Consider the following 25,928-nt stretch of genomic DNA (forward strand, 5'->3'; position numbering starts at 1 on the left):
TTACCGACATGCTCAAGATATCGCGCGCCCAGCGCGGCGCTCACCGACCAGGGCCTTTGTGCTAACCGATCGCCCCGGGGTCGCACACGAACACTACCCAGCCGACCCTGCCGGCCACCTGGCTGCTACGCACGCCGACCAGATCACTGATCTTCGCCCAAGTGGGGCGGAGCCGAATCTACTCCCTCGAAAGAGGGACGCTCCTATCGCCGTGAGGTGACCCGCGTAGTCAAGTATGCTCCAACGCGACGGCCCCGCCGGAATTCGCTCCAGCGGGGCCGTTTACAGTTTTGCTATCTTTTGACGACTTGATCATCGCGCTGATTCAGTGACCGATTCCTGAATACTCGATCAGCCGACAGCCCCGCGAATACGCCCACGGCGACTCCAGAGGCAGTCTGGAGAAACTGACTCCGCACAAAAGAGTCGATTACTGACAACATGTCAAGCCCGAGAACCATCTCACCAACCAAAAATACCAAGGTCAGAGATAGAAGTACGACAATCAAGTTGCGGATCGAGCGCAAGATCTCTCCTAGAGTCTACTGTCCGTGACGATCGTCGTCACAGTTTTCACAGTGCCATTATCCCACTGGCCCTTGGCGTAATTCCTAACCTTGATCGGCCCGTAGGACCAGCCGCACTTGGACGGACTGATATGGGACCCGTCAAGGTCGACACCCCAAGTTACCCGGGTTCCGTTGAAGTAGCCCATCCATTTCCCAGTCACAATGTAGCAGAGTGAATACGATCCGTTGGCGTACTTGTAGACGCCACCACTACGGTAGATATCGACAATGTGCTCAGAGGGGTAGGTGTTCCCCAGTACACAATTGACGTGGTCCGCGTAGTCGATCCCGTCGATCTGCGCGCCGACGAGGTGTCCACTCTTGTCCGTGTAGGCCCTACTGACCACACGATCCGAATAGTAGCCTGATGAGCATGTCGTCTTCTCTGCCGCATTAGCACTGCCTGCGGACATGGTCAACGTCGCAATGGCCACTGAAAGCACGACGATTACACGGCGAATCATCCGAGACCAACCTCGCCTTCCATGACGAGCTCGTTGTAGATGGCCGCACCCGACTCACGTGCACCCGAGAAGTGGGCCATTCCCACATACAAATCGGAGCCGACTGGCTTGCCGTCCCAAACGAAGACCTGATCTCCACTTGGCAGTTCAAATCTGGCCCAGGTGAAACCCAACTGATTGGCCTCAACAGGACGGTCAACGGCTTCCTCCGCATACCATTCCTGGAGATCAGGCTCGTAGACCATCCGCGAAAATACGGTACGCGACTCGCCGAGTCCGTTAGTCGCCCTGGACACAACGATCCTGTCCGCGCCGAACTTGTACGCCGACCGCGCGGTCGAATTCGCCATCTCAGCCTCGATGGGTTTGATGTCATCGTCAGCAATTTGACGAGATACGACACCATCAACAACTGCAGTTTCGGCGGTAACCGACTGCGCGTACACCGGAGCTGCCACCGCGGCCGCAGCGACCGCACTGGAGCCTGACGCCGCACTGGCAGTTGATGACTGCGCCATCGCTACGGCACAACCCGCAGCCGCAACCGCCGCACTCGCGATGATGGCGCCGACGAGCTTCTGCTTGTGTTTCAACGCTGACGTTCTGTTGAAGCCCATACACCACTCCTGTCCTCTGGTGCGGACCCACTGGTGCGGCCCCGCTGGCCTCCGATATTGATCGATCGGGATGTCGAGAACAATGGAGGAACTCCGGCACTTCTCCGACAGTTCGGCGACAACGGAGCATCAAGCTATACCCAGGGGGAGAATCTACGCAGTGCGGCGGTTACATTGTCACGGCGTACGTAAACCCCCACAGGCATCGTCAGCAGTTCAGGAGTACACGTGGTTGCAGTCTCGGGTCCGGATCCCGCGAAGCCTCAGGTCCTGTGTATTGGTCTTCCGCAGGGCGCAGTCGAGCAGATCTCGCGCATCCTGGACAACGACGTTGTCTTGACCAAAGCCGCCGATGCCCACGCCGCCATCTCCACGTTGACCTCGATGGCAAGTCAACAGATCACCATGTCGGCGGCTGCACCGATCGATGTCAGGGCAGTCACGAGCAGGGTGCTACTCGATCACGGCGGTCGCCGGGCGCTTGCCGAAGGCCGAGACCTCAGGCTCAGCCCCCGAGAGTTCGACCTCCTGACACTTTTGCATGACCATCCCGGCCATGCGTGGTCGTATGAGGAACTGAGCAACCGCGTATGGCATCAGCCCTACCTCGGCGATCCTGACACGATCGCCACCGCCGTCCGTCGCCTCCGCAAGCGCCTCGGCCCCGCATCATCGGTTGAGATTGCCGCGCTGCGGGGGTTCGGCTACAGGCTCGACATTCTGGACGATGCAGCGGAGATCGCGTCCTAGACTCCGCCCATGCGCGGAACGATCCTGACCATGGGCGGTGGCGGCTTCTCGATGCCGGAGGTGCACGGGCGGGACGTCTCACCCCTCGATGCGGAGCTGCACCGGCTGAGTGGGAACACGCGGCCCAAGGTCTGCTTCATCGGCACCGCGAGCGGGGACGCGGACAGCTATCACGACAAGTTCCTCGCCGCGTACGCCGACCGTTCCGAGGCGAAGGTCCTGTCGCTGTTCAACAAGGCGCCCGAAGGGCACGCGCTTCCGATCAACGAGCTCGAGCAGCTGCTCGACCAGGACATCGTCTATGTCGGCGGCGGGTCCACGGCCAACCTGCTGGCGGTGTGGCGGCTGCACGGGCTGCCCGCCCTGCTGGAGAAGGCCGCCGCCGGCGGCACGATCCTGGCCGGGATCTCGGCCGGGGCCAACTGCTGGTACGAGGCTTCCTCGACCGACTCCTTCGGCCCCACCGCCCCGCTCCCCGACGGCCTTGGCTTCCTCCCCGGTTCGTTCTGCCCGCACTTCCTCGGCGAGGCGGACCGGCGCGAGACGTACGTCCGGTTCGTCGGCTCCGGGGCGCTGCCCGCCGGCTACGCGGCCGACGACGGCGTCGCCCTGCTGTGGCGCGACGGCGAGCTGGTCGAGGCGATCAGCGAGCGGCCCGACGCCGTCGCCTACGCCGTCGGGCCGGACGGGGAGACCCCGCTCGAGGTGAGGGTGCTCGACTAGGGCAGGTAGAGCAGGGCGTACGTCGCAACGTGGCAGAAGCCGAAGAGCGCGGGCGCCCACACCTCGATGTTGCTCATCGGCAGGTAGCGCGAGCTGTCGCGACCGAGGCCGACGGCCGACCACTCCGCGACGCCGGGCGCCGCGGGCAGCTGCTTCTCCAGGTGGGAGATGACGGAGTACTTCCCGCTCGCCATCTGCCGGTAGGAGCGGATGATCCAGAACCAGCCGAGGCACGAGCCGAGGGCGGCGATCAGGGCGACCGTGAAGAGCCAGGGCTGTTCGGGAGAGCTGGCCACGAGCGCCGTGCCGGCGACCAGGAGCCCGACGTTGAGGACCAGCAGGAACGCGCTGGTGAGCGTACGCCGCACGCTGAGCCGCTCGGCCTCGGCGACATAGAGCTTGTACTGGTCGAAGAGGATCGCGCGGTCACCGCTGGAGAGCACGTCGGGAGGAAGCACCCACAGACCCTCGGCGAGCGCCGACGGGTTCGGCTTGTTGGCGGTCACATAGCTGCGCACCGCGGTCGGCGACCCGGTTCCGGGAATCAACTCGTTCTCCATAGTGCCTAGTTGTCTACCGGTCCCGGCGGGGGATGTCCATACGACATTCGTCACCGTGGTCCAGGTGTGACCGAGGTGTTCCTCTGCGGCGCTCGGGCGCGTACGACCCCCGACGGGAACGACGGGGAGTTCGGCAGGGGTTACCGACTGGTACGCCCTGCAGAACTCCCCGTCGTATCGAACTAGATGGCCTTGCCGACCGAGGCCGCGCCGGCCGCCTCGAACTCCTTCAGCAGGCGGCGGCGGGTGCGGGTGTCACCGCGGACCGCCTTGACGAGCTTGACGACCTGCGAGGGGGCGTTGCGTACGTTGGTGGACTCGAGGAAGCCGTTGGGCAGCGAGAGGCGCAGGACCTTGTGCCACGCGGAAGCGACCTGCTGCGGCATCGGCGCGCTGTGGTAGTTGAGGTCGTACTTGTCGAAGAGCGCGCGGACCTTCGGCGCGATCTCGGCGTAGCGGTTCGACGGCAGGTCCGGGAAGATGTGGTGCTCGATCTGGTGGGACAGGTTGCCGGACATCACGTGCAGGAACTTCGAGCCGGAGATGTTGGCCGAGCCGAGCATCTGCCGGACGTACCACTCACCGCGGGTCTCGTTCTCCGGGATGTCCTTGAGCTCGAAGGTCTCGACGCCCTCGGGGAAGTGACCGCACATGATCACCGAGTGGGTCCAGACGTTGCGGGTGAAGTTGGCGATCACGTTGGCCAGCAGCGTCGTCGGGCCCGACAGGGTGACCATCGAGACGAGCGGGTGGGCGACGTAGTCCTTGAACGCTTGGCGGCGGATCTTGGCGAGCGTACGCTTCGCCGACATCTGCCACTCGGCGGACGGGCGGCGACCCTTCTTCTTCTGCCGGATCACCCGGCCGAGCTCGAGGTCGTACATCGCGATGCCATACTCGAAGATGCACATGTTGATGAAGTTCATCGCGGGCTGGAACAGGCTCGACGGCGTCCAGCGCTGCTCCTCGTCGACGCGCATGATGCCCCAGCCGAGGTCGTTGTCCTTGCCGACGATGTTCGTGTAGGTGTGGTGCAGCTCGTTGTGGGAGTGCTTCCAGCCCTCGCTCGTCGACGCGTTGTCCCACTCCCACACGGTGGAGTGGATCTTCGGGTCACGCATCCAGTCCCACTGGCCGTGCATGATGTTGTGGCCGATCTCCATGTTGTCCAGGATCTTGGCGATCGAGAGACCGACGGTGCCGACGACGAACGCCGGCGGGAAGATGCTCGCGAGCAGGACGGCACGGGAGCCGAGCTCCAGCGAGCGCTGGACCTTGATGACCTTGTGGATGTAGGCCGCGTCCCGCTCACCGCGGGTGTCGATGACCTCTTGGCGGATGGCGTCGAGCTCGCGGCCGAGCTGCTCGATGTCGTCGCGGGTCAGGTGGGCGATCGGGCCGGTGTAGGCCGGGGCATCAGGTGCGATGGTCATGGCTGTCTCGCTCTCGTCTTGTGGGGGATGCTTCAGGAGGCAGGGTGGTCGATGACGCACTCGCCGGCGGCGGCGGAGATGCAGGTCTGGATCGGTACCCCTTCGGGGCCGGTCTCACCCGGGCGGGCGACGGTGAGCTCGCCATTGCGGAGGTCGCGGACGGCGCCCTCCTTCATCGGGAGCACACAGCCGAAGCAGATGCCCATACGGCAGCCGCTCGGCATGAGGACGCCGGCCTCTTCGGCGGCGTCGAGGATCGGCCTGTCACCAGGTGCGTCGACGGTCTTGCCGGTGAAGGCGACGGTGCCGCCCTCGCTGGTCACGACGGTGGCCAGACGGAACTGCTCGGTCTGGAGCGGCAGCCCGGCCTCGTCGTACCAGGCCTGGAGGTTGTCGAGGAGACCGGCGGGACCGCAGGCGTACGCCTTGCGCTCCTTCAGGTCGGGGACGAGCTCGGTGAGGGTGTCGATGTCGATGCGGCCCTCGGAGCCGGTGTAGCGGGTCACGAGGCGGATCGCGCCGGCCTCGGCGAGGGACTCGAGATTGCGGATGAAGATCGAGTCGGGGCGGCTCGGGGCGACGTGGACGACGGTGACGTCGAGCCGCTGGTGCTCGACGACGCCCTCGTCGGTGACCGGGAAGAGGTTGCGCAGCATCCCGATGACCGGGGTCACGCCGGAGCCGGCGGTGACCATCAGGAACTTGTGGCCGCGCAGGTCGCTGGGCAGGACGAAGTCGCCGGCGGCCTGCTCGAGGTGAACGATCTTGCCGGGGCGCAGGCGGCGCACCAGGTGGCTGGAGACCTTGCCGTCGGGCACGGCCTTCACGGTGATCGAGATGAGGCCGTCCTTGCGGGGGCCGTGGGTCAAGGAGTAGGCCCGCCAGTGGCGTACGCCGTTGACGTCGACGCCCACGCGGACGTACTGACCCGGGGTGTGACCGTTCCAGTCGGCGCCCGGCTTGATCTCGATGGTGGCCGCGTCGGCGGTCTCCGGGGTGACCTTGACGACGCGTCCTCGCAGGTCAGCGCCGGGTCGGAGCGGGTTGAACATGTCCAGGTAGTCGGCCGGCGCCAGGGGCGTGGCGATCTTCTCGGCGACTCCCCACACCTTGCGGGAGAGCCTCTCCCGCAGCGCGGGTCGCCTGGCCTCGCCCGGGGCGAACAGGGCGGGGGATGTAGAGATCTCAGCCATGTATCCATAGTGCTACTTATACGAGGTAAACTCCTGTGTTAGCGACGTGAATCTGATAGGCGGATTTATACGTGACGAACAAAAGTTCCCGAGATGTGCCGGCTCTTTCGTCCTATGACGTCCATCTGACGCCCGAGGTCGTCGCCTCGATCCGTGCCGTGCTCCCCCAGGTCGGCGACGACGTGGTCGCCGCGATCATCGCCGAGGTGCCTCCCTACCAGGACGCACTCTCGGGGCACATGGGCGAGACCATCCGGAACGCGGTCGGCGTAGCGCTGGGCGGATTCTTGTCGCTCGCCTCCGGGGCGGGCCTGGCCTCCGACGTGTCGGCTGCGACGCCGCCGGCGGTCCAGGGGGCCTACGACCTGGGCCGCGGCGAGGCCAGGAGCGGACGGACGATGGAGGCCCTGCTGGCCGCCTACCGCATCGGTGCCCGGGTGGCCTGGCGAGAGCTCGCCAGCAAGGCCGTCGAGGGCGGCATGGCACCGGCGATGCTGGTGGAATTCTCCGCGCTGGTCTTCGCCTGGATCGACGAGATCTCGGAGGCCTCGGCGGCCGGGCATGCCGACGAGCGAGCCACGACCGGACGCGTACGCCGCCAGCTGCGCGAGCGGCTGGCCCGCAAACTGCTGGCCGAGGCGACCCCGGAGGAGCTCGACGACGCCGCGGTGCGGGCGGAGTGGACCCCGCCGAGCACGCTGACCGCCGTACTCGTCCCCAACTCCCAGGTCGGCACCATCCTCGCCAAGGTCAACCAGGGCACCCTGGAACACGACGACCTGCGCGACCTCGACGACCACACCCTGCTGCTGGTCCCCGACGCCCACGGTCGCCGCCGCCGGGCCCTGATGAAGGCGCTGGAGGGTCGCCGGTCGATCGCCGGTCCGGCCAAGCCCTGGCGCGAGGCCCGGATCTCCTACGAGCGCGCCCGCCGCGCCCAGGAGGCGGGCCTCGGCTCCGACACCGAGCAGCACCTGGTCGAACTCGTCCTCTCCGCCGACGCCGATGCTCGCGAGGACCTGCGCGCCCAGGTTCTCGCCCCCTTGGCCGACCTGCGCCCGGCCACCGCCGAGAAGCTCACCGAAACCCTCCGCTCCTGGCTCCTCCACCAGGGCCGGCGCGACGAGGTCGCCGCCGACCTCTTCATCCACCCCCAGACCGTCCGCTACCGGATGGGGCAGCTGCGCGACGTGTACGGGGACCGGTTGGACGACCCCGCGATGCTCCTCGCCCTCACCGTCGCCCTGGGCTGACCACCTCGAAGCCAAGCTCTTCGGCTACCCGGGCCATCTGGTCGTCGTACGTGATGATCTGCTCGACCGCCTCATCTCCCTCGGCCTCCTCGGCGAGGAGCAGGGCTGTGCCGAGATGGATGGCATCGAGCGATTTGACCGCCTGCTTGATCTCCTTCGCTTCCTCGATCACTTCCGGCAGAATCCCCATTCGAGACACGCTCGCCACGATCCGGCCCGCCAACGCCTGATCGATGCCTAGCCGGACGCAGATGCGCGCCAACTCGACATCAAGAAGGTCCGACGAGATCAGTCGGTCACCGCGATCCTTCATCTCCTGCAGGTGGTCGCGTAGAGATGAGCGCTCCGGCTCGTCGAGAAGAAGTTTCGCCGCCGCCGACGTGTCGATGTACGCGAGCATCAGATCGTGTCCGCTCGAAGCTCAGCCAGAACGTCGTCCAAGTCCTCCGACCGAGTGACCGGCTCGATGTCCAGCAGACCCCAATCGTTCTTGCTCGGCAGTCGAATCTGCCCCAGAGCGACCATCCGATCGAACTTGCTGGTCGGCGCAGGAACAAGCATCGCCACCGGACGGCCGTGGTCGGTGACGATCAGAGACTCGCCATTCTGGACTCGTCTCAGCACCCGCCCGGTCTGCTGGTTCAACTCCCCCACGCGTACTTCGCTCATGCAACCAGGATAACCCGGGTCGTAGAACTTTTCTATCGGATCGATCGGGCTGTGGCCACGCTGGCGCTCAAGCCTGATCGGGATAGAGACAGAAAGGGTGGCCGTCGGGGTCGAGCATGACGCGTACGTCGTCCTGGGGTTGGAAGTCCGCGAGCCGCGCACCCAGGTCGACGGCGTCGTTGACTGCCGCGGCCAGGTCGGTGACTCCGATGTCCAGGTGGATCACCTGCTGCTGGGCTTCGGGCTCGCTCGGCCAGGCACGCTAGGCCGGGTTCCGGACGTAAGCCTTCCGATTAGCAGAACTAGCTAGGCGTGGGAGCAGCATACGAGCGCAACGAACGGGTACCAGGCCAGGCATGACTGACGCCACTGCCTATCGGTCCATGACAGCAACGACGCTGCAGACCGCAGCGACGGTCGTGGCCGGAACGTTTCTGCTCGTCGGAGTCCTCGGGTTCATCCCGGGCATCACTACCGACTATGACTCGATGACCTTCGCCGGCCACGAGTCCAACGCCCAGCTCCTCGGCATCTTCCAGGTGTCGATCCTGCACAACATCGTGCATCTCCTGTTCGGGATCGCCGGGCTCGTCCTGGCCACCTCGTGGAACGGAGCCCGCGCCTACCTGATCGGCGGAGGGGCGATCTACCTGGTGCTCTGGATCTATGGCTTGGTCATCGACCAGCAGAGCACCGCCAACTTCGTACCGCTCAACGACGCCGACAACTGGCTCCATCTGGTGCTCGGTGCCGGGATGATCGGGATCGGCCTGGCACTGGGGCGCACCCCGCGGGCAGGAGATCGACCTGGCCCGCTCTGACCGATTCTAGAGAGGCGCTCGTGGCTCCGCCCGGACGTCGACAGAGAGGACGTACGCGATGGAGCGCTCGAGCGTGTGGCTGGCCACGGCCGAAAGGCCGCGGCTAGCCACTCTGATGACGGGTCCGCAGGCTGATCACGCGGTCGATGTGGCCGTGGTGGGTGGAGGCATCGTCGGGTTGACGACCGCACTCCTCGCCCAGCGCCGCGGCCTTCGGGTCACCGTGCTGGAGGCGGCGACCGTGGGTGCAGGCACCACGGGCTACAGCACCGGAAAGGTGACCGCGCAGCACGGGCTGATCTACGCCGATCTGGTCCAACGACACGGAGAGGCCAAAGCCCGGCAGTACGCCGAGGCGATGCGGGCCGGGGTGGAGCAGGTCGCCGATCTCGTCTCGGAACTGAAGATCAGCTGTGACCTGACCCGAGCGCCGGCGCTGGCCTATACGCAGCTACCGGAGCAGCGGTCCCGGATCGAGGACGAGGCCCGGGCCGCTGCTCGGCTCGGCCTTCCCGCACGACTGACCGACAGCACCGACCTGCCCTTCGACGTCGAGGCCGCGGTCGCGTTCGACGACCAGATCCACTTCCACCCCAGCCGCTACCTTGCAGGCCTCGCCGACGCGTTCATCGCGGCCGGAGGGGAGATATTCGAGGACACGCGGGTCACCGCCATCGACGAGCAGCGCGACCGAACCGTCGAGCTCACCACACCCACCGGGACCGTGGTGGCCAAACAGGTGGTCGTCGCCTCGCTGCTCCCGCCCGGCCTGCTCGGCGGGTACTTCGCGCGGACCAGGCCGTCTCGCTCCTACGGATTGGCGGTCCGGCTACGCGACCCGGCGCCGACCAGCATGGCGATCCGCGTCGACACCCCCGGCCGCTCGACCCGGCCGTGGCTGGACCCGGGCCCGAACGGGCTGATCGTGGTCGGCAACGGTCACGAGACCGGCGCCGAGCCCGAGACCGAGGCGATGTACGCGGACCTCGAGGGCTGGGCCCGCACCACCTTCGACGTCGAGGCGATCGACTACCGCTGGTCGTCGCAGGACTACTTCACCCCGGACCGGTTGCCCTACGTCGGCTACCCACCGACGAGCGACGCGATCCTGGTGGCCACCGGCTTCCAGAAGTGGGGCCTGAACATCGGGACCGTGGCCGCGATGGTGTTGGCCGACCTTCTCGCCCGTAAGGACAACCCCTGGCTACCGGTGTTCGACGCCTCCCGGATCGGCGACGTACGGTCCGTCGGCAAGCTCATCAAGGACAACCTGAAGGTCGGCCAGGAGCTCATCGCGGGCCGTCGCCACGACCCCGACGCCCGCCCCGCCTCCGAGCTGCGACCGGGCGAAGGCGGCCTGGTCGACATCGACGGCCACACCGTCGGCGGCTACCGCGACCCGGCAGGTGTCTTGCACACGGTGAGCGCCAGGTGCAGCCATCTCGGCTGCCCCCTGCACTGGAACCAGGCCGAGACCAGCTGGGACTGCACCTGCCACGGCTCCCGGTTCTCCCCCGACGGCTCCATCCTGGACGGGCCCGCCGTCGGACCGCTCGCACGACCCGAGGTCAACGAACCCGATCTGGGTTGACCTCAACTCAACTTGAGCACCGACGCTGGAGTCATGAAGTTCACCGACACCCAGCTCCGCTACCTCCGCACCCAGCCGCTGGGCAGGCTTGCGACCCTCGCCCCCGACGGCGGCCTGCAGAACAACCCCGTGGGGTTCAAGATCGACGAGGAACACCGGATCATCATCGGCGGCCACCAGATGGGCAGGTCGCGGAAGTTCCGGAACGTCCAGAAGCACGCCCAGGTGGCCTTCGTGGTCGACGATCTCGAGTCCACCAACCCGTGGAAGCCGCGGATGGTCGAGATCCGCGGCACCGCCGAGGCGCTCACGGACGTGGACCCGCCGATGCCGGGGACCTCGCGAGAGGTCCTCCGGATCACGGCGGACTCGATCAGGGACTACGGCCTCGGCGACTGAGTCAGCGTTTCCGGAACAGCCGAGCCGGCACCAGCGAGAGCGGGTTGATCGCCGCCCGGATGCGCTGCCACCTCGTGCGTGAGTCGGAGATCGACGTACGAAGCGTCCCAACTTGCTCCCAGAAGGCGGCGACCTCATCGTCCTGCGGCCCGGCCTCGCCGAACATGGTGGTGTCGGTGAGCAGCGCCAGCCCCGTCGCACCATCCATGCCCGGAGACTCGGACAGGGCTGAGGCCTGCTCGCGGCGGGTGGCGCCCACGGGCACCCCGACCCCGAAGTCACGGGCGTGGTCGAGCGTCTCGCGCCAGCCACCGGAGAGACGGGCGACCGGAGTGCCGCGCGTCCGACGGCGATGTCGCCGCCAGATCTTGGCGCCGATAATCGCCCCGCACAGGGCCGCGATGAGCAGCAGCGGGATGCCGACGTACGTGAAGACGGCGATCAGCCAGCCCGGCAGCGTGAACCCGTCGGGCCGCGAGTTGGCCTTCTGGTTGACCGACTCGTCCAGCGGGTCGCCGGAGGTCGCGGGCGGGCGTACGGGCGCGGGCGGTGGGACGACCTTGCCGGTGACGAGCTCCTCGGGCTGAGGGGCGTTCTGCTCGGGCGGCTTCTCGGTGTTCATGAACTCGGACCAGTCGAGGGTGGCCCAGGACCCGTCCGACATCCGCAGCTCCACCCAGGCGTGCATGTCCTTGCCCTGGACGACGCCGTCGGAGCCGACGACGGCACCCAGAACCACTCGGGCCGGCACGCCGACCTGGTTGGCGAGGATCGCCATCAGCGCGGCGTACTGCTCGTCGTTGCCGGCGAGCTGGCCGCCCTTGGCGGTGAAGTCGGCGAGACGACGCAGGGAATGGCCGGCCGGGTACTGCTGGTTGGGCGGCTCCCCGTCCGTGTAGGTGCCCTCCTCCTTGAGCTTCTCCGCCACCGCCAGAGCGTTGGTCATCGGTGAGTCACCGCCGCCGGCGTACTCGGCGGCGAGCGCCTGGAACTGGGCGGCCTCGTCGCCGATCGGCGACCCACCCGACCAGGTCTCGCTCTTCTTTCCGACTTTCTCGTCGGCGACCGAGGCGGTGAAGGAGTAGGAGTCGCCCGGCTTCAGCGCCGACGGCAGGACTCCGGTGGACGTCGCCAGGTTGTAGCGGAACGAGTCGGTGTCAGGACCGTCGAACGAGATGTGCGTGAGCGCGGTCGGCAGCGGCACCCAGACGCCGCCGAAGTCCTCACCGATCGTGATCGTCCCGCGCACCTGCTTGCCGTCGGCGAGCGGGTTGCGCAGCGTCGAGCTGATCTTCTGGAAGGTGTCGTCGGGACCTTCGGTCTCACCGGAGTCGTTGGCAGCGCGCCAGACGGTGCCGTCGTACGAGTCCATCGCGGCGACCCGGACCCGGGTGCCCTCGGGCAGGCCCGAGACGGTGAACAGGTCTTTCTCGTAGAGCCGGCGGTCGTCCTCCGGCGTCTGGTAGCCCTTGGTGTAGACCCGGTAGCCGGCCAGGGGCGACGGGTACTGCCCGACGTTGAACGGCGGCTCGATCTCGCCGCGCAGCACGGTGCGCTCGGGCGCGAGACCCGGAAGCAGCGGACCGGCGAGGAACGCCAGCCCGGCCGCGCCGAGGCACAGCGCGGCTCCGATCGCGGTCCGTGAGAGACGTCGGCCGCCTGCGGCGAGGGCGCGGGCCCGCATCCCTCGGATGCACAGCCAGGTGATCGCGATCGCTCCGAAGAGGGCGCCGAGCAGGGCGGTCTTGGACGGGTCCTGCACGCCGAGCAGGATCACTCCGGCCATCAGCGCGAACGCGACGAGCACCGGCGGCAGCGCCGCCTTCATCCGTACGGCCAGCGCGAAGCCGACACAGCCGGCGACCAGGCCGAGGATGTAGGGGATCGTCAGCAGCGCCCCACCGTCGACAGGCGGCAGCGTGGTCAGCAGTCGCTTCCAGCCGTGCACGGAGTTGTCGGCGAGGGTGCCGATCGTGTCGGGGACCGGGAGGAACGAGAGATCGCCGATCCCGTGCAGCGCGACCGCGCCGCCGAGCACGAAGAAGGCAGCCAGGAGCCCGACGGCCAGCACGACCACCGGCTGTCCGCGGCCGACGAAGGAGATGAGGATCCCGAGCAGCAGCCCGGCGACGCCGGCGACCAGGTAGGTCCAGCCGGCGTAGGTGTCGTCGAAGCCGAGGAAGGCGATGGTGCCGAGAAGGAACAGGAGGAGGGCGTCGACGGCGTGGTGCTTAGCGGGCATCGGCGGAATTCCTTCCAGGGTCAGCGTCGTCCAGGTGCGTGCAGCGCAAGGCGCCCCCGCGAAGGGCTACCGGGCGTAACGCGAGCGGGGGCAACGCAGCGATGTGCGTGCCTGGGCGGCGCTGGCCCCCGAAGGAATTCCGTTGATGCCCGCTTATCATCCGGACAACCCCTTCGACAGCACGATCGGCAGCTGGTCCAGGTCGGGCAGGGTGATCATCGGCAGGTCGGCGACGGCCTTGAAGCCTGCACGTTGCGAGGAGTCGACCCGCACGGCGACGGTGGTGGCATCGACCGAGAACTGGCCGGCCGCGCGCTGCAGCGCGACGAACTCCGGGTAGCGCCCGGTCACCAGCATCACCAGCGACGCGTCCGGCGCCTGCCGGGCGGCCTCGGCGGTGATCTCGATCAGGTTGGTCGGCTGCGGTTCGGCCCGGGAGCAGGCGTCCAGGGCCGTACGCCCTCCACCGTTCGCCGCGGTGGCGCGCACCATCAGCACGTCGCCGGTCGCGAACGACACGTCGAACTCGTCCAGGATGCCGCGGCGCAGCAGGGAGCCCGCGATCGACATCGCGGTCTCGTACTCGTCCTCGCTGTCGTAGGACATCGGCGAGGAGTCGACGATGACGACGATGTGGGAGCGGCGGGTGTCGAGGAACTGGCGCACCAGCAGCTGCCCGTGGCGTGCCGAGGAGCGCCAGTGGATGTGGCGCAGGTCGTCGCCGGGGACGTACTCGCGCAGCGCGTGGAAGGCGAGGTCGCTCATCGAGGTGTTCTGTGCCGTGGACCCCTCGAGGTCACGGACCAGACCGACGCCGAAGGGCTCCAGGTGGGTGGTGCGCGGGTGGACGAACACCTCGGTGCGGTCGGTCCACTCCTGCACCCGCCGAAAGAGCCCGAGCGGGTCGCCGCGCACCGTCCGGACGGGACCGACGTCGATCACGCCACGCCGCTGGGTCGGCACCACGAACAGCTCGGTGTGCTCGGCGCCGGGAAGCAGCATCGGCAGGTCGTACGTCACCCCACCAGCTCCGATGGGGAACTCCAGGCTCGTCGAGACGAGCGGACCGCGCGCCTCGTTGCGGGCCCGCAGCTCGCCGGTCAGGGCCTGACCGACGGCGACGCGCGGCGGCTCGACCACGGTCGCCACCGCGAGCCGGGTGCGCCCGATCATGAAGAAGGCCGCGCCGATCACGAGGAACAGCGCCGCCATCGCCACCACGGACGCCTCGATCCAGCCGAGCGCCGTCGCGGCGACCCAGGCCAGCGCGCCGAGAAGCAGCACACCCCAGCCGATCGAGGTCACCGTGCCGAACCACGGACGGACCCGGTCGGCGACGAACGAGTAGACCGAACCCGCCCCGGACGCTATCGGGGCGAGTCGTTTCCGCAGGTCAGCAACGATGTTGCGGACACTGAGCCTGCTCATCTCAGGCGACACGCTCAGTGGGAGCCGGGACCGAGGTGAGCAGGTCGCCGATGACGTCCTCGACCGTGACGCCGTTGAACATCGCCTCCGGGTCGAGGATCAGGCGGTGGCAGAGCACCGGCTCGGCGAGCGACTTGATGTCGTCGGGCAGCACCTGAGAACGGCCCTCGGCGAGCGCCCACACCTTGGCGGTGCGCACCAGAGCGAGGCAGCCTCGCATGGAGGCGCCGAGGCGGACGTGCTTGTGGCGACGCGACTCGTCGACCAGCGCGGAGACATAGGCGACGATCGCCTGGTCGATGTAGACCTGGTCGGCCATCTCCGCCATCTGGGTGACCGTCGGGGCGGTGATGATCGGGGTGACCAGCGTGGCGCGGTCGCGGACCGAGGAGTTCATCAGCAGCTCGACGGTGGCGTTCTGGTCGGGGTAGCCGACCGACGTCTTCATCAGGAAGCGGTCCAACTGCGCCTCGGGCAGCCGGTAGGTCCCGGCCTGCTCGATCGGGTTCTGGGTCGCGATCACCATGAACGGGCGGCCGACGTCGCGGGTGGCGCCGTCGACGGTGACCCGGCCCTCCTCCATGACCTCGAGCAGCGCGCTCTGGGTCTTCGGGGAGGCTCGGTTGATCTCGTCCGCCAGCACGATCGAGTGGAAGATCGGGCCCGGGTGGAACTCGAAGGCCCCCTTGCCCTGGTCGTAGACGGTCACACCGGTGACGTCGGACGGGAGCAGGTCCGGCGTGAACTGGATGCGGGCGTGCGACCCCTGGACCGTGTTGGCCAGCGCGCGGGCGAGCTGGGTCTTGCCCGTGCCGGGGTAGTCCTCGAGGAGCAGGTGGCCCTCGGAGAGCAGCGCGGTCAGCACCAGGCGGATCACGTTGCGCTTGCCCAGCACCGCCTTCTCGACGTTGTCGGCAAGCTTCTCGAAGGTCTCGTGGAACCAACGAGCCTGCTCGGTCGTGACGGTCATTTCTTCTCTCCTACCACGTTACGTTCTTAGTCAGGGTGGGACGCCCGGAGGTCGTGCAGGTGACGGTGAACGGGGTGTTGGCGCCGACCCAGCCGCGGCCGCTGCCCGAGCCCGTGCCGTCGTTGCCGATCGTCACGTTCCAGCGGGAGGTGGTGGCGTTGGTGCGGCACTCCCAGGTCTTGCCCGGGAACGCACGGTCGGTGATGGTGGAGCCGACGTACCAGCAGGTGCCGCCACACGCCACGTCCGGATCCGGGCAGCCGGCGCCGTTGCACTCGCCGGCCTTGTTGACCTGGAGCGTCGGGTCCGGCGGCGGGTCTGTCCGCACCGTGACCGAGTCGGACTTGCTCGCCCGCGGCGAGTCACTGATGGTCACGGTGTAGGTGTAGGACGTGTTCCATTCGGGCGCGGTGTCCGTGCCCGAGCGGCTGCCTGCGCCGGTGCCGGTGGTGAACTGCTCCACCTGGGTGCCACCACGCTTGACGGTGACGGTCGCGGCCTTGCCGTTGGGGTTGTAGCTGACCCGCCAGTTGACCTTGTTGCCGTCGACGCTCGCCGAGATCGAAGGCGTGCCCAGCGGACCGTAGGTGGTCACGTTCTTCGACGTGGTGGCGCCACAGGAGGCGCCGGCGCCGGTGCCGCCGGAGGAGTCGTTGCAGGCGCGCAGCTCGACGGCCGTCGAGTTGCCATTGGTGAAGCCGGTGATCGTCTTGGTCTGCTGACCGGCGCCGTCGGGCGGGTAGGTCCAGCTCCCGCAGGAGGAGCCGTTGCGCACGCACTCGACCCGGTTGGTCTTGCCGTGCGAGGCCTGCGGCGTGAAGACGATCTCCGCCGTGCCGTTCGCCCCGGTCGGGGTCGCGCTGGCGAAGGAGACCGCGTCCGGAGTCGCGGCCGCCTCGACCTTGCCGCCTGCGGAGTAGCTGGAGATGTGCGCCTCCGGCGAGCCGCCGGACCCGGTCTCGCGCGGCGAGGTCGCCTCCGCGTTCCGTGCCCTGACGGCGTACGTGTAGATCGTGCCGTCGTTGGCGACGTCGTCGCGGCAGCTGGTCTCGGCCACCCACGAGCAGACGATCTTCTCGCCGGTGCCGCCGGTGCGGCGTACCTCATAGGTGACCGGCCCGGGGCCGTTGGCGGCGACCGGGCTCCACGAGACGGTCACCGACTTGCCCGTGTTGTTGGCCGTGTCGTTCCAGGTGAAGGTCGGGGTCGCCGGGGTGTCCGGCTTGCCGGCACCCATCCCCTCGACCGTCGCGGAGGGGCCCTTGTTGGTCTTGACGCCCTTGTCGTTGAGCGGCACGACGGTGAACTGCACCGGGTCGCCGTTGGAGCTGACCGCCGCGGGATAGGTCGTCTGACCTGCGGAGATGTCCTTGATGCCGCCGCCCGGCCAGCTGATCCGGTATTTCTGCACGTCCGAGCAGTCGCACGGGGCCGGCTTGTCCCAGCTCAGCTCGACCCGGTGGTCGCGCTGGCGGGTGACGCGGAGGTTCTGCACCGGACCGGTGTAGGCGTCGGGCTCACCCTCGGCCGAGTTGCTCCACTCGCGGCTCGGTCCCACGGAGTTCACCGCGCGCACGCGGAAGTCGTAGACGACGCCGTTCTTCAGGCCCGTGATCCGGCACGAGGTCGACGGGCAGTCCTGGACGTGGTCGCCGTTGGCCTCCACCTCGTAGCGCTGGATCGGGTCGTCTCCGTTGTCCTTCGGCGCGTTCCACGACAGCGCGACCACGTTGGAGAGGAAGTCGGAGGTCGTACGCAGCGCCGTCGGCGCGCCGGGGACGTCGATGACGTCCACCTCGATGACGCCGTTGGCCTTGACCCGTTTGGAGTCCTTGCCAGAGTCGCTGACCTCGATCGCGTAGCGGTAGTGGCCGTGGCCCTCCTCCGGCGTATTGAAGGTGATCTTCGAGCCGCTGGTCTTGCCCATGTCGGGCGATTCGCTGTCGATCGGGTCGAGCTTGGTGATCACCACCTCCTGCGACTCCGACGGCACCGGTGTCTGCAGATAGTCGGCGATGTCGATCGCGACCGTCTTCCCGGCCTCGGTCTGCAGCGGCTTGATCGGAGAGAGGGACGGCGCGGGCAGCGCGATGACGGTGACCAGGAGCTGGCCGGTCGCGTCCGTACCCTCGACACCGATCTCCAGGGCGCCCTGGGCACCGGCGTCGGCGTGCTCGGCGGTGAGCCGCAGGCCGCCGTCCTCGGGCTTGACCTCGACCCCGTCGAGCCCGTCCCCGACCTCGGCGGTGAAGTCGAGGTCGTCGGCGTCGCCCGGGTCGGCGGTCCACACGTGGCAGATGGCGGCGATGTCGACCAGCGCGCCGTTGCCGCTCTCCGGGACCTCGACCGGGGTGCTCGGACAGTTGATCTCCGGCTCCTCCTTGCCGATCTGGACCGGCAGCGAGATCACCGAGAGGTGGGCGTCCGCGGAGGTGATCTTCTCGCGGTCGGCGACCTCGAACGTCAGGGTCGCCGGGCCCTTGGTCTCACCGGCGGTGACCTTCACGGTCGTCGCGGTGGTGTCGCCGGTGTTGAGCATGCCCTCGGGAGCGGCCACGATCTTGTCGGTCGTGGTCAGCACGACCGGGTCGCCCTCGGGGTCCTCGACGTAGTCGGTGATGTCGACGTTCTTCGTCTCGCCCGGGTTGAGCTGGAGCTCGGAGCCCGGCTTCAGGTAGGGAGCGTCCTTGGGGCGTGCGGGGACGTAGATCGAGCCGACCGCCTGGGCGCCGTCGGGGTCGGTGACCCGGTAGGTCCACACCCGGGTGGTGTCGCCGACCGGCAGGGTGACCTTGCCGTCATCGATCTTCGGCTTGGACTCGTCCTCGCCGACCGAGGGACCCTTGACCGCGTCGACGGTGAGGTCCTCGAGCGAGTCGTCGATGTCGGTCACCTTGGTCATCACGTCGACGGTGGTGGTCGACGAGTCGCCCTCGGGGTGGGCGACCACGATCCCGGCCATCGGCGGGTTGTCGTAGCCCTCCTGATAGCGGATCGCGAGCTCGCCGGTGTCCTCGTGGAGACCCGTGGTGGCGCGGTAGGGGATGTGCTGGAACGGCTCGCCGGAGCCACCCTGGACCGTGACGATGCCGTCGGAGCGCTGCTTGACGTTGGAGCCCTCGGTCGCGTCGGTCGAGGCCAGGTGCAGCTCGGTTCCCGGCGTACGCAGGTCGTTGGCGAGCACGTCGTAGGTCAGCTTCTTGGCGGGGTCGAGCGTGACCAGGTCGTCGACGGCGACCGGGCGCTGGGGCGCGCCGGGCGCGACGACGGCGATCCGTACGGTGCCGGTCGCGACGGCCCCGAACGGGTCGCTGACCTCGTAGGTGAACTCGTCGGTGCCGGCGGCGTTGGGGAAGGCCTGGTAGGTGATCGTGTTGGCGCCGTGGGCCAGGACGCGGCCGTAGGCGGGCGCGCTGTTGATCCTGGTCACCGAGACCGAGTCGCCGTCGGGGTCGGTGCCGACCGTGGGCAGCCGCAGCGTGACCTCGTCGCCCTGGACGACCCGCGACTCCAGCGCCTTCGGCGCGGGCGCGGAGTTGTCGGCCTTCTTCTTGGGCAGCGGCTTGACGTGGATGCGGATGTTGCCCGAGGAGTGCTCCGCGGAGGGGTCGCCGGTGTTCTGGACGACGTAGCGGACGTCGACGTCGACCGGCCCCTTCACGTCGTCGGGGGCTACGTAGCGGACCCGGTTGCCGTCGATGTAGGCCTCACCGACCGTCGGCTGGCCCAGCACCTGCAGCTGGCCCTTGGTCTCGATGGTCTGGTCGACGACCAGGCCGACCGGGTCACCGGAGGGTGTCGAGTCGTTGTCGAGGACCGGGATCGAGACGGAGTCGGCGGCCCTCACCGTGGCCTCGTCGTCGACCGCCTCGGGGGCGTTCTCGGCGCCGCGCAGCGCCGGGCGCTGGCTCACTGTCACCGATCCCTCGGCCTCGGCCGCGCCGTTGCTGATCGTGTAGCGGATCGCCTGGGTGGACGGGTCCATGTCGGGCTTGGACGCCTGGATCCGCAGCCAGCGCCCGTCGAGCACTGCGACCGTCAGGTCGCTGTCGCCGACCGGCTCGGCGTGGGTCACGGCGAGGAGCCGGCCCCGGGAGTCGTAGTCGTTGGCGAGGACGTCGAGGGTGCGGGTCGAGGTGCCGAGGACGGCGGTCGTGTCCGGGGTCGCGATCGGCTCGTCCGCCGCCTGGGAGGCGGGTTTGACGTCGACGCGGATCTTCGCTGCGGCGGGCTTCGCGGCGCCGAAACCGGCGTTGTAGCTGAGCTGGTAGGTGCCCGGAGAGCTTCCTCTGGCCCGCACCACGCCGGTCTCCCGGTCGGTGCTCACCTCGAGGCCGCCCTTGGGCGGGACATCGCCGGCGAGGGTGAGGGTCGCGTCGAGGTTGGACGGGTCGGCGCCGGGGATGTCGTTGTCGAGGGGACGGATCGTCACCCAGGAGCCCTGGGTGCCCTCGGCGACGTCGTCCTTCGGCTCCGGGGAGGCGGTGGTGGCCCCGGCGACGATGTTGATCCGCACCTTGTCCTTCGACGTCTTGCCGCCGGTGCTGACCTGATAGCCGAGGTTCTCGCTGCCGGACGCGTCCGTGGCGGCGGTGTAGCGGAGCAGCCCGTCAGGGGTCACGCTCGCCTTGCCCTTGGACGCCGTCGGGGACTGAGCGGTGACCGGGTCGCCGTAGCGCTCGTCGCGCCAGTCGCCGACCACCGGGACCTCCACGGTGCCGCCGGCCGCGACGGTGTAGTCGGTCGGTGTGTAGTGCTCACGCAGCGTCGGCTTGCCGGTGCCGCCCGAGCCCTCGATGCTGAGCTCGACGCTGGCGTCGTCCTGGCCGGCCTTGCCCTTCATCCCGTCGTCGACTGTGTATTTGAAGCTGGTCTTCTTCCCCTCGGCCGACTCGGGGGCGGTCACCAGGACCGACTGCCGGTCGGGGGCGATGGTGGCCTCGACGCCCTTGACGGAGGCCTCGCCGACCGAGACCACGCTCAGGATCGACTCCTTGGCCGAGGAGTCGTTGTCGAGGACGTGCAGGACCGTGGTGCGGCCGGCACGGGCACCGAGCTGGTCGTCCTTCGCCTTCGGCGCCTGGGCGGCCTTGGTCTGCTGCTGCTGCTTGTCCTTCTTCTGGTTCTGCTTCTGGGTCTGCGGCTGGAACGCCTCCCAGTTGGAGATCTTCTTGATGTCGGCGCCGTCGATCTCCCAGACATCGCCGTTGCGCAGGTCGTTGAGCACCAGCTGGCCACGGTTGACCCGGAACTCCAGCTCGGCGGCCGGACCGAGCGTCGGGATCTCGCCCAGGATCGGCTCGCCCTCGCCGCACTGGGTCACCACCGAGCCGGTCGAGCCGTTGGCCCAGGCGCCGAAGACGCAGTCGCCGAGACGTACGGGGGCCGCCGGGTCGCCTGCGGACTCGGCCACGTGGCGGATCTCGCCGTTGCTCAGGGAGACGGCCTTGAGGCCCGTCGCGTCGCCGACGAGCACCTCCTTGGCCTTGACGGAGGGCTGCTGGAGGACCGCGCTCTCCGCGGTGTCACCGAAGTCCACGGCGATGTCGGAGCCCTTGGAGGCGCCGAGCAGCCAGCCGGCCTGGTCGAGCGTGATGACCTCGCTGCCGACGGCGGTCGCCGAGGTCGGGGTCTCCGCGTACTCAGGAGCCTTCGGGAGCTTGGTCTCCGCGGGATCGGCGAACCGCTCACCGTCCGGGGCGAAGGCGGTCAGCGTGCGCTTGGCGGCGGAGACGGCGTACGCGGTCCCGTCGGTGCCGATGGTGAGCACCGCGTCGGCGCCGACCGTCTCGGTGGGCTTCGTGGAGCCGGAGAGATTGGAAAGGTCGCCGACGCCGGTGGTCGGGTCGACGGAGGTGAGCCAGACCTTGCCGGTCTTCTGCTCGGCGACGCCGATGGTGGTGCCGCCCATCACCACGCGACTGTCCTTCACGGTCACCGCGTCGTCGTCGATGCCCTCGGCGAGCTTGGTGTTGACCGGCGTGATCGTGCGGGCGTCGCGGTCGACGGAGGCCACGGCGATGCCGTTCTGCACCACGTCGAGACCGGCACGCTCGGACCTGGACCCAGTCTCGTTGCCTGCCCAGACGACGCCGTCGAGCTGGGCGACCGGGCGGTTCTGCCGGCCCAGAGTGCCCCAGGACTGGTTGGTCACCCAGATGCCGCCGTCGTCGAGATCGGCCTTGTGCACGGGGTAACCCGTCGACTGGATCGCGTAGACGGTCAACCCGCTCGCAACCACGGCAAGAGCGGCCCAGGACGCGATGGAGGTCCGATGACGCCGCATCCAGCCGGGCGCCATCCCGAAACGTGCCACCAAGACTCTCCCCAAGTCCTTCCATGCCAAATGGCCAGCCGACGCAAAAAGCCTGGCTTACTCTAGGCGCGCCTCGGGGTGAGAAGCCACACGAATGAGCCAAACGTGGCACACGGCTCAGTGAACACGCTCACCGATACCGTACGGGATGTTCTAAAGTGTCCGCTTCCAGCACCACTATTTCGCATCCTGCCAGGGATGTCCCAGATAATTGGCACCGCAAAGGAACAGCATGACCGGTTACCCAGCCCTGCGTGCCGCGGGGGCGACTGATGTCGGCCGGGTCCGCGAGGTGAACGAGGACTCGTTCGTCATGCTGCCCGCGGTGGCCGTCGTCGCCGACGGGATGGGCGGTCATGCCAGTGGCGATGTCGCCAGCGCCCTCGCGGTGGAGACCTTCCAGAGCCGCTTCGCGACCATCTGCCCGGTTCCCGAGGACATCCAGGACGCCGTCCACGCCGCCAACTCCGCGATCACTTCGGAGGCGGCACGCCACTCCGAGAAGCAGGGCATGGGCACGACCCTGACCGGGGTGGCGCTCGTCGAATACGAGGGCGCGCCCCACTGGCTGGTCTTCAACGTCGGCGACTCGCGCGTCTACCGGCTCTCGCCGGCCGGCGTCACCCAGGTGACCATCGACCATTCCGAGGTCGCCGTCATGGTCCAGGCGGGGATGATCACCGCCGCCGAGGCCCGCGTACACCCGCTGCGCAACGTCATCACCCGGTCGCTCGGCACCTACCCGTCGCCCGAGGCGGACACCTGGCTGATGGCCGTGTCGCCCGACGACATCTTCCTCCTCTGCTCCGACGGCCTCACCGGCGAGCTCGAGGACCACGAGATCCATGACATCGCGTCCCGGACGCTCGGTGTGGGCGGAAGCATCGACAACCTCGCCCAGAGGCTGGTGGACGCTGCGGTTGCATCGGGTGGGCGCGACAATGTCACTGTGGTACTCGTGACACCCCCTCCCTCGCTCTTCGCCGCCCCCGCGGAGACTGACGTCTCGACATCAGGCTCCTCACGATCCGCAGGGGACGTCTCGTCGTCCCATGAGTGATTCCGCTACCTACTGTGCTGGGCACTGGCTCGCGTTGAAGGGCGACCGGTGCTGGGCGCTGGTGCAGCTCGGGCCGGGTGACCCGCGGGTCCACGGCGTCCAGGCCGCTCTTTCCGACCCGCGGCCGGTCGACGCGATCGCCGGACTGCTCTCCGCGGACGGCCCGCGAGCCCCCGGCTTCGCGCTGATCGGACGCGAGGGCCCGCGAGTGCGGTACGCCGTGCGCTCCCCTGCCAAGGTGACCGCCGTCGTCAACGAGGTGCCGGTCTTCATCGACGGCATCGACGTCTCCGGCAAGTGGGCCGACGGCCACTTCGCCGCCGTCCCCGAGCGGGCCGAGCTCGCCAACGGGGCCTGGGGCGGGATGGAGGAGGACCAGCCGCTGGTCGACACCGCCCACGCACGCTCCCTGGACGTCGTCTTCGACCCCGACTTCTCCGCTCAAGTGCCGGTCGACTCGACCATGGCGCCGCTGGACCACACCATCCGGCGCTCGGACCTGGCGGCTTCTCCGCCGCCCCCTCCGGCGATGCCAGGCGTCTCGTCGTTCCAGAGCCCTCCGCCGGCTCAGGTGCCGCCGCCTGTAGCGCCGTCCCAGCCCGCGCCCGAGTCCAAGAAGGGCATCATCGACGGGCTTCCGTGGCGGAAGAAGGGTGCCAAGAAGCCCGACCCGAACGCGTGGGGCCCGCCGGACCGGCAGCCGTCGCCCCCGCCCGTCGCGCCGCCCGCGGCTCGGCCCTCCGTGCCGCCTCCCCCGATGCCCGCGCCGGCGCCCACGCCGCCCAACGACATGGCGACCCGGGTCCGCGACGTCCCGACGCCGACCCCGGTGCCGCCCGCGGGCGGGCCGACGGTGTGGGCGGTCTACTGCCCGCAGGGCCACGCCTCGCCGCCCTACTCCCCGACCTGCCGCATCTGCCGGATGGCGCTGCCGCCGCACCAGCAGCCGGTCTCGGTCCCTCGCCCCGCGCTGGGCCAGCTCAAGCTGGGCGACGGCCGGGTCGTCATCCTGGACCGAGGTGCCGTCTTCGGGCGGTCGCCGCGCGCGGATGCCAACGGCAACACCGGGGCTGGTGGCGTACCCCCGCATCTGGTGAAGGTGATGCTGCCCGACATCAGCCGGCTGCACACCGAGGTGAGGCTCGAGGAGTGGCAGGTGCTCGTGCGCGACCTCGGCTCCGCCAACGGGTCCTACCTCACCCTGCCCGGTGGGCGTCCGCAGCAGATGCGGCCGATGGAGGAGTACGCCTTGGAGGCCGGCGCCGTGGTGAGCCTCGCCGGCTCGATCAACCTGAACTACGAGGTTCTCGGGTGACCCAGACACCACACCCGGAGCTCGGCCCCGAGCTGCCCGGGATGAACTGCCTGGGCCGGCTCGGCTCGGGCGGCTTCGCCGACGTCTACCTCTACGAGCGCCACCACCCGAAGGTCCGGGTCGCGGTGAAGCTGATGCGGTCCTCCGACCTCGCCGAGGCGCAGCGGGCGCAGTTCGCCGCGGAGGCGGCGGTGATGGCCGAGCTGGCCGAGCACCCGTTCATCGTGCCGGTGCACAGCGCCGGCGAGACGCCGGACGGCCGCCCCTACCTGGTGATGGGCTACTACCCCAACGCCGACCTCGGTGCCCGCGTACGCAACAACCCGATGAAGGTGCAGGACGCGCTGCGCTTCGGGATCCAGATGGCGTCGGCCGTCGAGACCGCGCACCGCGCCGGGATCATCCACCGCGACATCAAGCCGTCCAACATCCTGCTCTCCCGCTACGACGTGCCCGGCCTTGCCGACTTCGGCATCGCCGGCCGCCCGCGCGACGACGAGGGCGACATCGGGGTCTCGCTGCCCTGGTCGCCGCCCGAGGTCCTCACCTCGGCGTCCAACGGTTCGGTCGCCTCCGACGTCTACTCGCTGTCCGCGACCGTCTGGCACCTGCTCGTGGGCCGCTCACCGTTCGCGGAGCGGGGCAACAACTCCGACCGCGCCGTCTTCTCCCGCATCCTGCACACGGCTCCGCCGGCCACGGGCCGGGCCGACGTACCTCCGTCGCTGGACCGGGTGCTGCAGCAGGCGATGGCGAAGGACCCGACCTACCGGCCGAGGACCGTCCTCGACCTGGCCCGCCACTTCCAGCGGATCGAGCAGGAGCTGCGGCTGGGACGCACCGAGGTGCAGGTCCTCGACCGCGATGCCGGTGGCAGCGGGTCGATCCCGGTGGTCCCGACGGTGCCGGCCTCTCGTGGCGACGGGCCGACGACCGGCTCTGGCCGCAGCAGCCTGCCCGCCCCGCCGTCGGACCCGGAGGCCGAGCTGGTCACCGAGGTCAAGCCGCCCTCCCAGGTCATCGCCCAGCCTCCGCCGCCCGTCCAGGCGGCCTCCTACCCGGATGCGGGCTCGGCCTCGGCCGACCGCACCCGGTTCAGCTACCCGCGTACGGATGAGGGCCCGTCCGTCCTCACCGGCGCCCGCCCGCCGGAGTCCCGCAGCAAGACCCCGGCGATCATCGGCGTCGTCGTCCTCTTCCTCCTCGCCGCCGCCATCGGCATCGTGCTCTCCCGCGGCGGCGAGGACGAGAAGCCCGACGAGGTCCCGCCCCCGCCCGTCGAGACCGATCTCCCCGGTGTCACCGGCCCCGCCGCCCCCGGCAAGGTCAAGGGCACGCTCAAGGGCAACCGCGCCGTCTTCACCTGGTCCGGTGTGCCCGGAGCGACCGGCTACAAGTGGGTCGGCGACAACTCCACCAGCGGCAAGGTGGACCGGCCCAAGGCGGTCGTACGTCTGGAGGGCGCCACCAAGGTCTGCATCCAGGTCCGCTCCCTCGGTGAGAACGGCAACGTCTCCCAGGGTGCAGCCCAGGCCTGCGTCAGCAAGTAGCCCGG

The 25,928-nt window shown here is 68.7% G+C and carries 20 protein-coding genes and 1 pseudogene; 9 read left to right on the forward strand and 12 right to left on the reverse strand.

Annotation, left to right across the window (positions count from 1 at the left end; genetic code table 11):
• Positions 1–535: 535 nt before the first annotated feature.
• Together ABTW65_RS10480 and ABTW65_RS10485 are read right to left on the reverse strand one after the other, a co-directional pair.
• Entirely contained in the window at positions 536–1,033 is a 498-nt protein-coding gene (locus tag ABTW65_RS10480) for a hypothetical protein (RefSeq protein ID WP_350660003.1), read from the reverse strand.
• Complete coding sequence (locus ABTW65_RS10485; protein WP_350660004.1) at positions 1,030–1,650, reverse strand: hypothetical protein; 621 nt, start codon at positions 1,648–1,650, stop codon at positions 1,030–1,032. The genes ABTW65_RS10480 and ABTW65_RS10485 overlap by 4 nt, the downstream gene beginning before the upstream one ends.
• A gap of 228 nt (positions 1,651–1,878) precedes the next feature.
• Between ABTW65_RS10485 and ABTW65_RS10490 the strand changes: the two genes are divergently transcribed.
• Together ABTW65_RS10490 and ABTW65_RS10495 are read left to right on the forward strand one after the other, a co-directional pair.
• The gene (locus ABTW65_RS10490; protein WP_350660005.1) at positions 1,879–2,400 is read left to right on the forward strand and encodes a winged helix-turn-helix domain-containing protein; all 522 of its coding nucleotides are present in this window, start codon (positions 1,879–1,881) and stop codon (positions 2,398–2,400) included.
• A 9-nt stretch (positions 2,401–2,409) separates the two neighbouring features.
• Positions 2,410–3,123: a Type 1 glutamine amidotransferase-like domain-containing protein gene (locus ABTW65_RS10495; protein WP_350660006.1), complete on the forward strand. Its 714-nt coding sequence runs from the start codon at positions 2,410–2,412 to the stop codon at positions 3,121–3,123.
• Here the strand turns inward: ABTW65_RS10495 and ABTW65_RS10500 are convergent.
• The 3 genes from ABTW65_RS10500 to ABTW65_RS10510 all read right to left on the reverse strand — a co-directional run bounded on the left by ABTW65_RS10500 (position 3,120) and on the right by ABTW65_RS10510 (position 6,309).
• Positions 3,120–3,671: a RipA family octameric membrane protein gene (locus ABTW65_RS10500; protein WP_350660007.1), complete on the reverse strand. Its 552-nt coding sequence runs from the start codon at positions 3,669–3,671 to the stop codon at positions 3,120–3,122. The two genes, ABTW65_RS10495 and ABTW65_RS10500, sit on opposite strands and share 4 nt — an antisense overlap.
• Positions 3,672–3,865: 194 nt before the next feature.
• On the reverse strand, positions 3,866–5,116 hold the full coding sequence (locus tag ABTW65_RS10505) for a fatty acid desaturase family protein (RefSeq protein ID WP_350660008.1): 1,251 nt from the start codon (positions 5,114–5,116) through the stop codon (positions 3,866–3,868).
• A gap of 32 nt (positions 5,117–5,148) precedes the next feature.
• On the reverse strand, positions 5,149–6,309 hold the full coding sequence (locus ABTW65_RS10510; RefSeq protein ID WP_350660009.1) for a ferredoxin reductase: 1,161 nt from the start codon (positions 6,307–6,309) through the stop codon (positions 5,149–5,151).
• Between the two features lie 71 nt (positions 6,310–6,380).
• Here ABTW65_RS10510 and ABTW65_RS10515 point away from each other — a divergent pair, with 71 nt between their 5' ends.
• A complete protein-coding gene (locus tag ABTW65_RS10515) occupies positions 6,381–7,562 on the forward strand; it encodes a PucR family transcriptional regulator (protein ID WP_350660010.1) in 1,182 nt (393 codons plus the stop codon).
• On the opposite strand, the gene ABTW65_RS10520 is transcribed toward ABTW65_RS10515, so the two are convergent.
• The 3 genes and pseudogenes from ABTW65_RS10520 to ABTW65_RS10530 form a co-directional block, all read right to left on the reverse strand.
• Positions 7,543–7,962, reverse strand: a complete 420-nt coding sequence (locus ABTW65_RS10520) for a type II toxin-antitoxin system VapC family toxin (RefSeq protein WP_350660011.1) — start codon at positions 7,960–7,962, stop codon at positions 7,543–7,545. The genes ABTW65_RS10515 and ABTW65_RS10520 overlap by 20 nt on opposite strands.
• Positions 7,962–8,231 (reverse strand): type II toxin-antitoxin system Phd/YefM family antitoxin, encoded by a 270-nt coding sequence (locus tag ABTW65_RS10525; RefSeq protein ID WP_350660012.1) that lies wholly within the window; start codon positions 8,229–8,231, stop codon positions 7,962–7,964. The genes ABTW65_RS10520 and ABTW65_RS10525 overlap by 1 nt, the downstream gene beginning before the upstream one ends.
• Positions 8,232–8,298: 67 nt before the next feature.
• Positions 8,299–8,463, reverse strand: a pseudogene (locus tag ABTW65_RS10530) (VOC family protein); the annotation flags it as partial.
• A gap of 124 nt (positions 8,464–8,587) precedes the next feature.
• Here ABTW65_RS10530 and ABTW65_RS10535 point away from each other — a divergent pair.
• From ABTW65_RS10535 to ABTW65_RS10545, 3 genes are read left to right on the forward strand one after another with little or no spacing between them, the layout of a single operon-like run.
• On the forward strand, positions 8,588–9,052 hold the full coding sequence (locus tag ABTW65_RS10535) for a DUF4383 domain-containing protein (RefSeq protein ID WP_350660014.1): 465 nt from the start codon (positions 8,588–8,590) through the stop codon (positions 9,050–9,052).
• Between the two features lie 58 nt (positions 9,053–9,110).
• Positions 9,111–10,643 carry an FAD-dependent oxidoreductase gene (locus ABTW65_RS10540; RefSeq protein ID WP_350660015.1) on the forward strand — a complete coding sequence of 511 codons (1,533 nt, stop codon included), beginning with the start codon at positions 9,111–9,113 and terminating at the stop codon, positions 10,641–10,643.
• Between the two features lie 33 nt (positions 10,644–10,676).
• Positions 10,677–11,042, forward strand: coding sequence for a PPOX class F420-dependent oxidoreductase (locus tag ABTW65_RS10545; protein ID WP_350660016.1), 366 nt, complete (start codon positions 10,677–10,679; stop codon positions 11,040–11,042).
• A 1-nt stretch (position 11,043) separates the two neighbouring features.
• On the opposite strand, the gene ABTW65_RS10550 is transcribed toward ABTW65_RS10545, so the two are convergent.
• The 4 genes from ABTW65_RS10550 to ABTW65_RS10565 form a co-directional block, all read right to left on the reverse strand.
• A complete protein-coding gene (locus ABTW65_RS10550) occupies positions 11,044–13,284 on the reverse strand; it encodes a transglutaminase TgpA family protein (RefSeq protein WP_350660017.1) in 2,241 nt (746 codons plus the stop codon).
• Between the two features lie 156 nt (positions 13,285–13,440).
• Complete coding sequence (locus tag ABTW65_RS10555) at positions 13,441–14,712, reverse strand: DUF58 domain-containing protein (protein WP_350660018.1); 1,272 nt, start codon at positions 14,710–14,712, stop codon at positions 13,441–13,443.
• A 1-nt stretch (position 14,713) separates the two neighbouring features.
• Entirely contained in the window at positions 14,714–15,682 is a 969-nt protein-coding gene (locus tag ABTW65_RS10560) for an AAA family ATPase (protein WP_350660019.1), read from the reverse strand.
• Between the two features lie 10 nt (positions 15,683–15,692).
• Entirely contained in the window at positions 15,693–21,998 is a 6,306-nt protein-coding gene (locus ABTW65_RS10565) for an Ig-like domain-containing protein (protein ID WP_350660020.1), read from the reverse strand.
• Positions 21,999–22,230: 232 nt separating this feature from the next.
• On the opposite strand from ABTW65_RS10565, the gene ABTW65_RS10570 reads away from it, so the two are divergent.
• Genes ABTW65_RS10570 through ABTW65_RS10580 form a run of 3 tightly spaced genes read left to right on the forward strand, consistent with a single transcriptional unit; the run spans position 22,231 to position 25,923 of the window.
• The gene (locus tag ABTW65_RS10570; RefSeq protein ID WP_350660021.1) at positions 22,231–23,058 is read left to right on the forward strand and encodes a PP2C family protein-serine/threonine phosphatase; all 828 of its coding nucleotides are present in this window, start codon (positions 22,231–22,233) and stop codon (positions 23,056–23,058) included.
• Complete coding sequence (locus tag ABTW65_RS10575; RefSeq protein ID WP_350660022.1) at positions 23,051–24,373, forward strand: FHA domain-containing protein; 1,323 nt, start codon at positions 23,051–23,053, stop codon at positions 24,371–24,373. Before ABTW65_RS10570 ends, ABTW65_RS10575 begins: the two co-directional genes overlap by 8 nt.
• Positions 24,370–25,923: a serine/threonine-protein kinase gene (locus tag ABTW65_RS10580; RefSeq protein WP_350660023.1), complete on the forward strand. Its 1,554-nt coding sequence runs from the start codon at positions 24,370–24,372 to the stop codon at positions 25,921–25,923. The genes ABTW65_RS10575 and ABTW65_RS10580 overlap by 4 nt, the downstream gene beginning before the upstream one ends.
• Positions 25,924–25,928: the final 5 nt, after the last annotated feature.

This window comes from Nocardioides sp. NPDC127503, from assembly GCF_040302165.1.
GTDB lineage: Bacteria > Actinomycetota > Actinomycetes > Propionibacteriales > Nocardioidaceae > Nocardioides.

Bases quoted from the DNA above. Each gene is read 5' to 3' on its own strand.
- ABTW65_RS10480 (WP_350660003.1), bottom strand. From the start codon at position 1,033: ATGATTCGCCGTGTAATCGTCGTGCTTTCAGTGGCCATTGCGACGTTG.
- ABTW65_RS10485 (WP_350660004.1), bottom strand. From the start codon at position 1,650: ATGGGCTTCAACAGAACGTCAGCGTTGAAACACAAGCAGAAGCTCGTC.
- ABTW65_RS10495 (WP_350660006.1), top strand. From the start codon at position 2,410: ATGCGCGGAACGATCCTGACCATGGGCGGTGGCGGCTTCTCGATGCCG.
- ABTW65_RS10505 (WP_350660008.1), bottom strand. From the start codon at position 5,116: ATGACCATCGCACCTGATGCCCCGGCCTACACCGGCCCGATCGCCCAC.
- ABTW65_RS10510 (WP_350660009.1), bottom strand. From the start codon at position 6,309: ATGGCTGAGATCTCTACATCCCCCGCCCTGTTCGCCCCGGGCGAGGCC.
- ABTW65_RS10520 (WP_350660011.1), bottom strand. From the start codon at position 7,962: ATGCTCGCGTACATCGACACGTCGGCGGCGGCGAAACTTCTTCTCGAC.
- ABTW65_RS10525 (WP_350660012.1), bottom strand. From the start codon at position 8,231: ATGAGCGAAGTACGCGTGGGGGAGTTGAACCAGCAGACCGGGCGGGTG.
- ABTW65_RS10535 (WP_350660014.1), top strand. From the start codon at position 8,588: ATGACTGACGCCACTGCCTATCGGTCCATGACAGCAACGACGCTGCAG.
- ABTW65_RS10540 (WP_350660015.1), top strand. From the start codon at position 9,111: ATGGAGCGCTCGAGCGTGTGGCTGGCCACGGCCGAAAGGCCGCGGCTA.
- ABTW65_RS10545 (WP_350660016.1), top strand. From the start codon at position 10,677: ATGAAGTTCACCGACACCCAGCTCCGCTACCTCCGCACCCAGCCGCTG.
- ABTW65_RS10550 (WP_350660017.1), bottom strand. From the start codon at position 13,284: ATGCCCGCTAAGCACCACGCCGTCGACGCCCTCCTCCTGTTCCTTCTC.
- ABTW65_RS10555 (WP_350660018.1), bottom strand. From the start codon at position 14,712: ATGAGCAGGCTCAGTGTCCGCAACATCGTTGCTGACCTGCGGAAACGA.
- ABTW65_RS10560 (WP_350660019.1), bottom strand. From the start codon at position 15,682: ATGACCGTCACGACCGAGCAGGCTCGTTGGTTCCACGAGACCTTCGAG.
- ABTW65_RS10570 (WP_350660021.1), top strand. From the start codon at position 22,231: ATGACCGGTTACCCAGCCCTGCGTGCCGCGGGGGCGACTGATGTCGGC.
- ABTW65_RS10575 (WP_350660022.1), top strand. From the start codon at position 23,051: ATGAGTGATTCCGCTACCTACTGTGCTGGGCACTGGCTCGCGTTGAAG.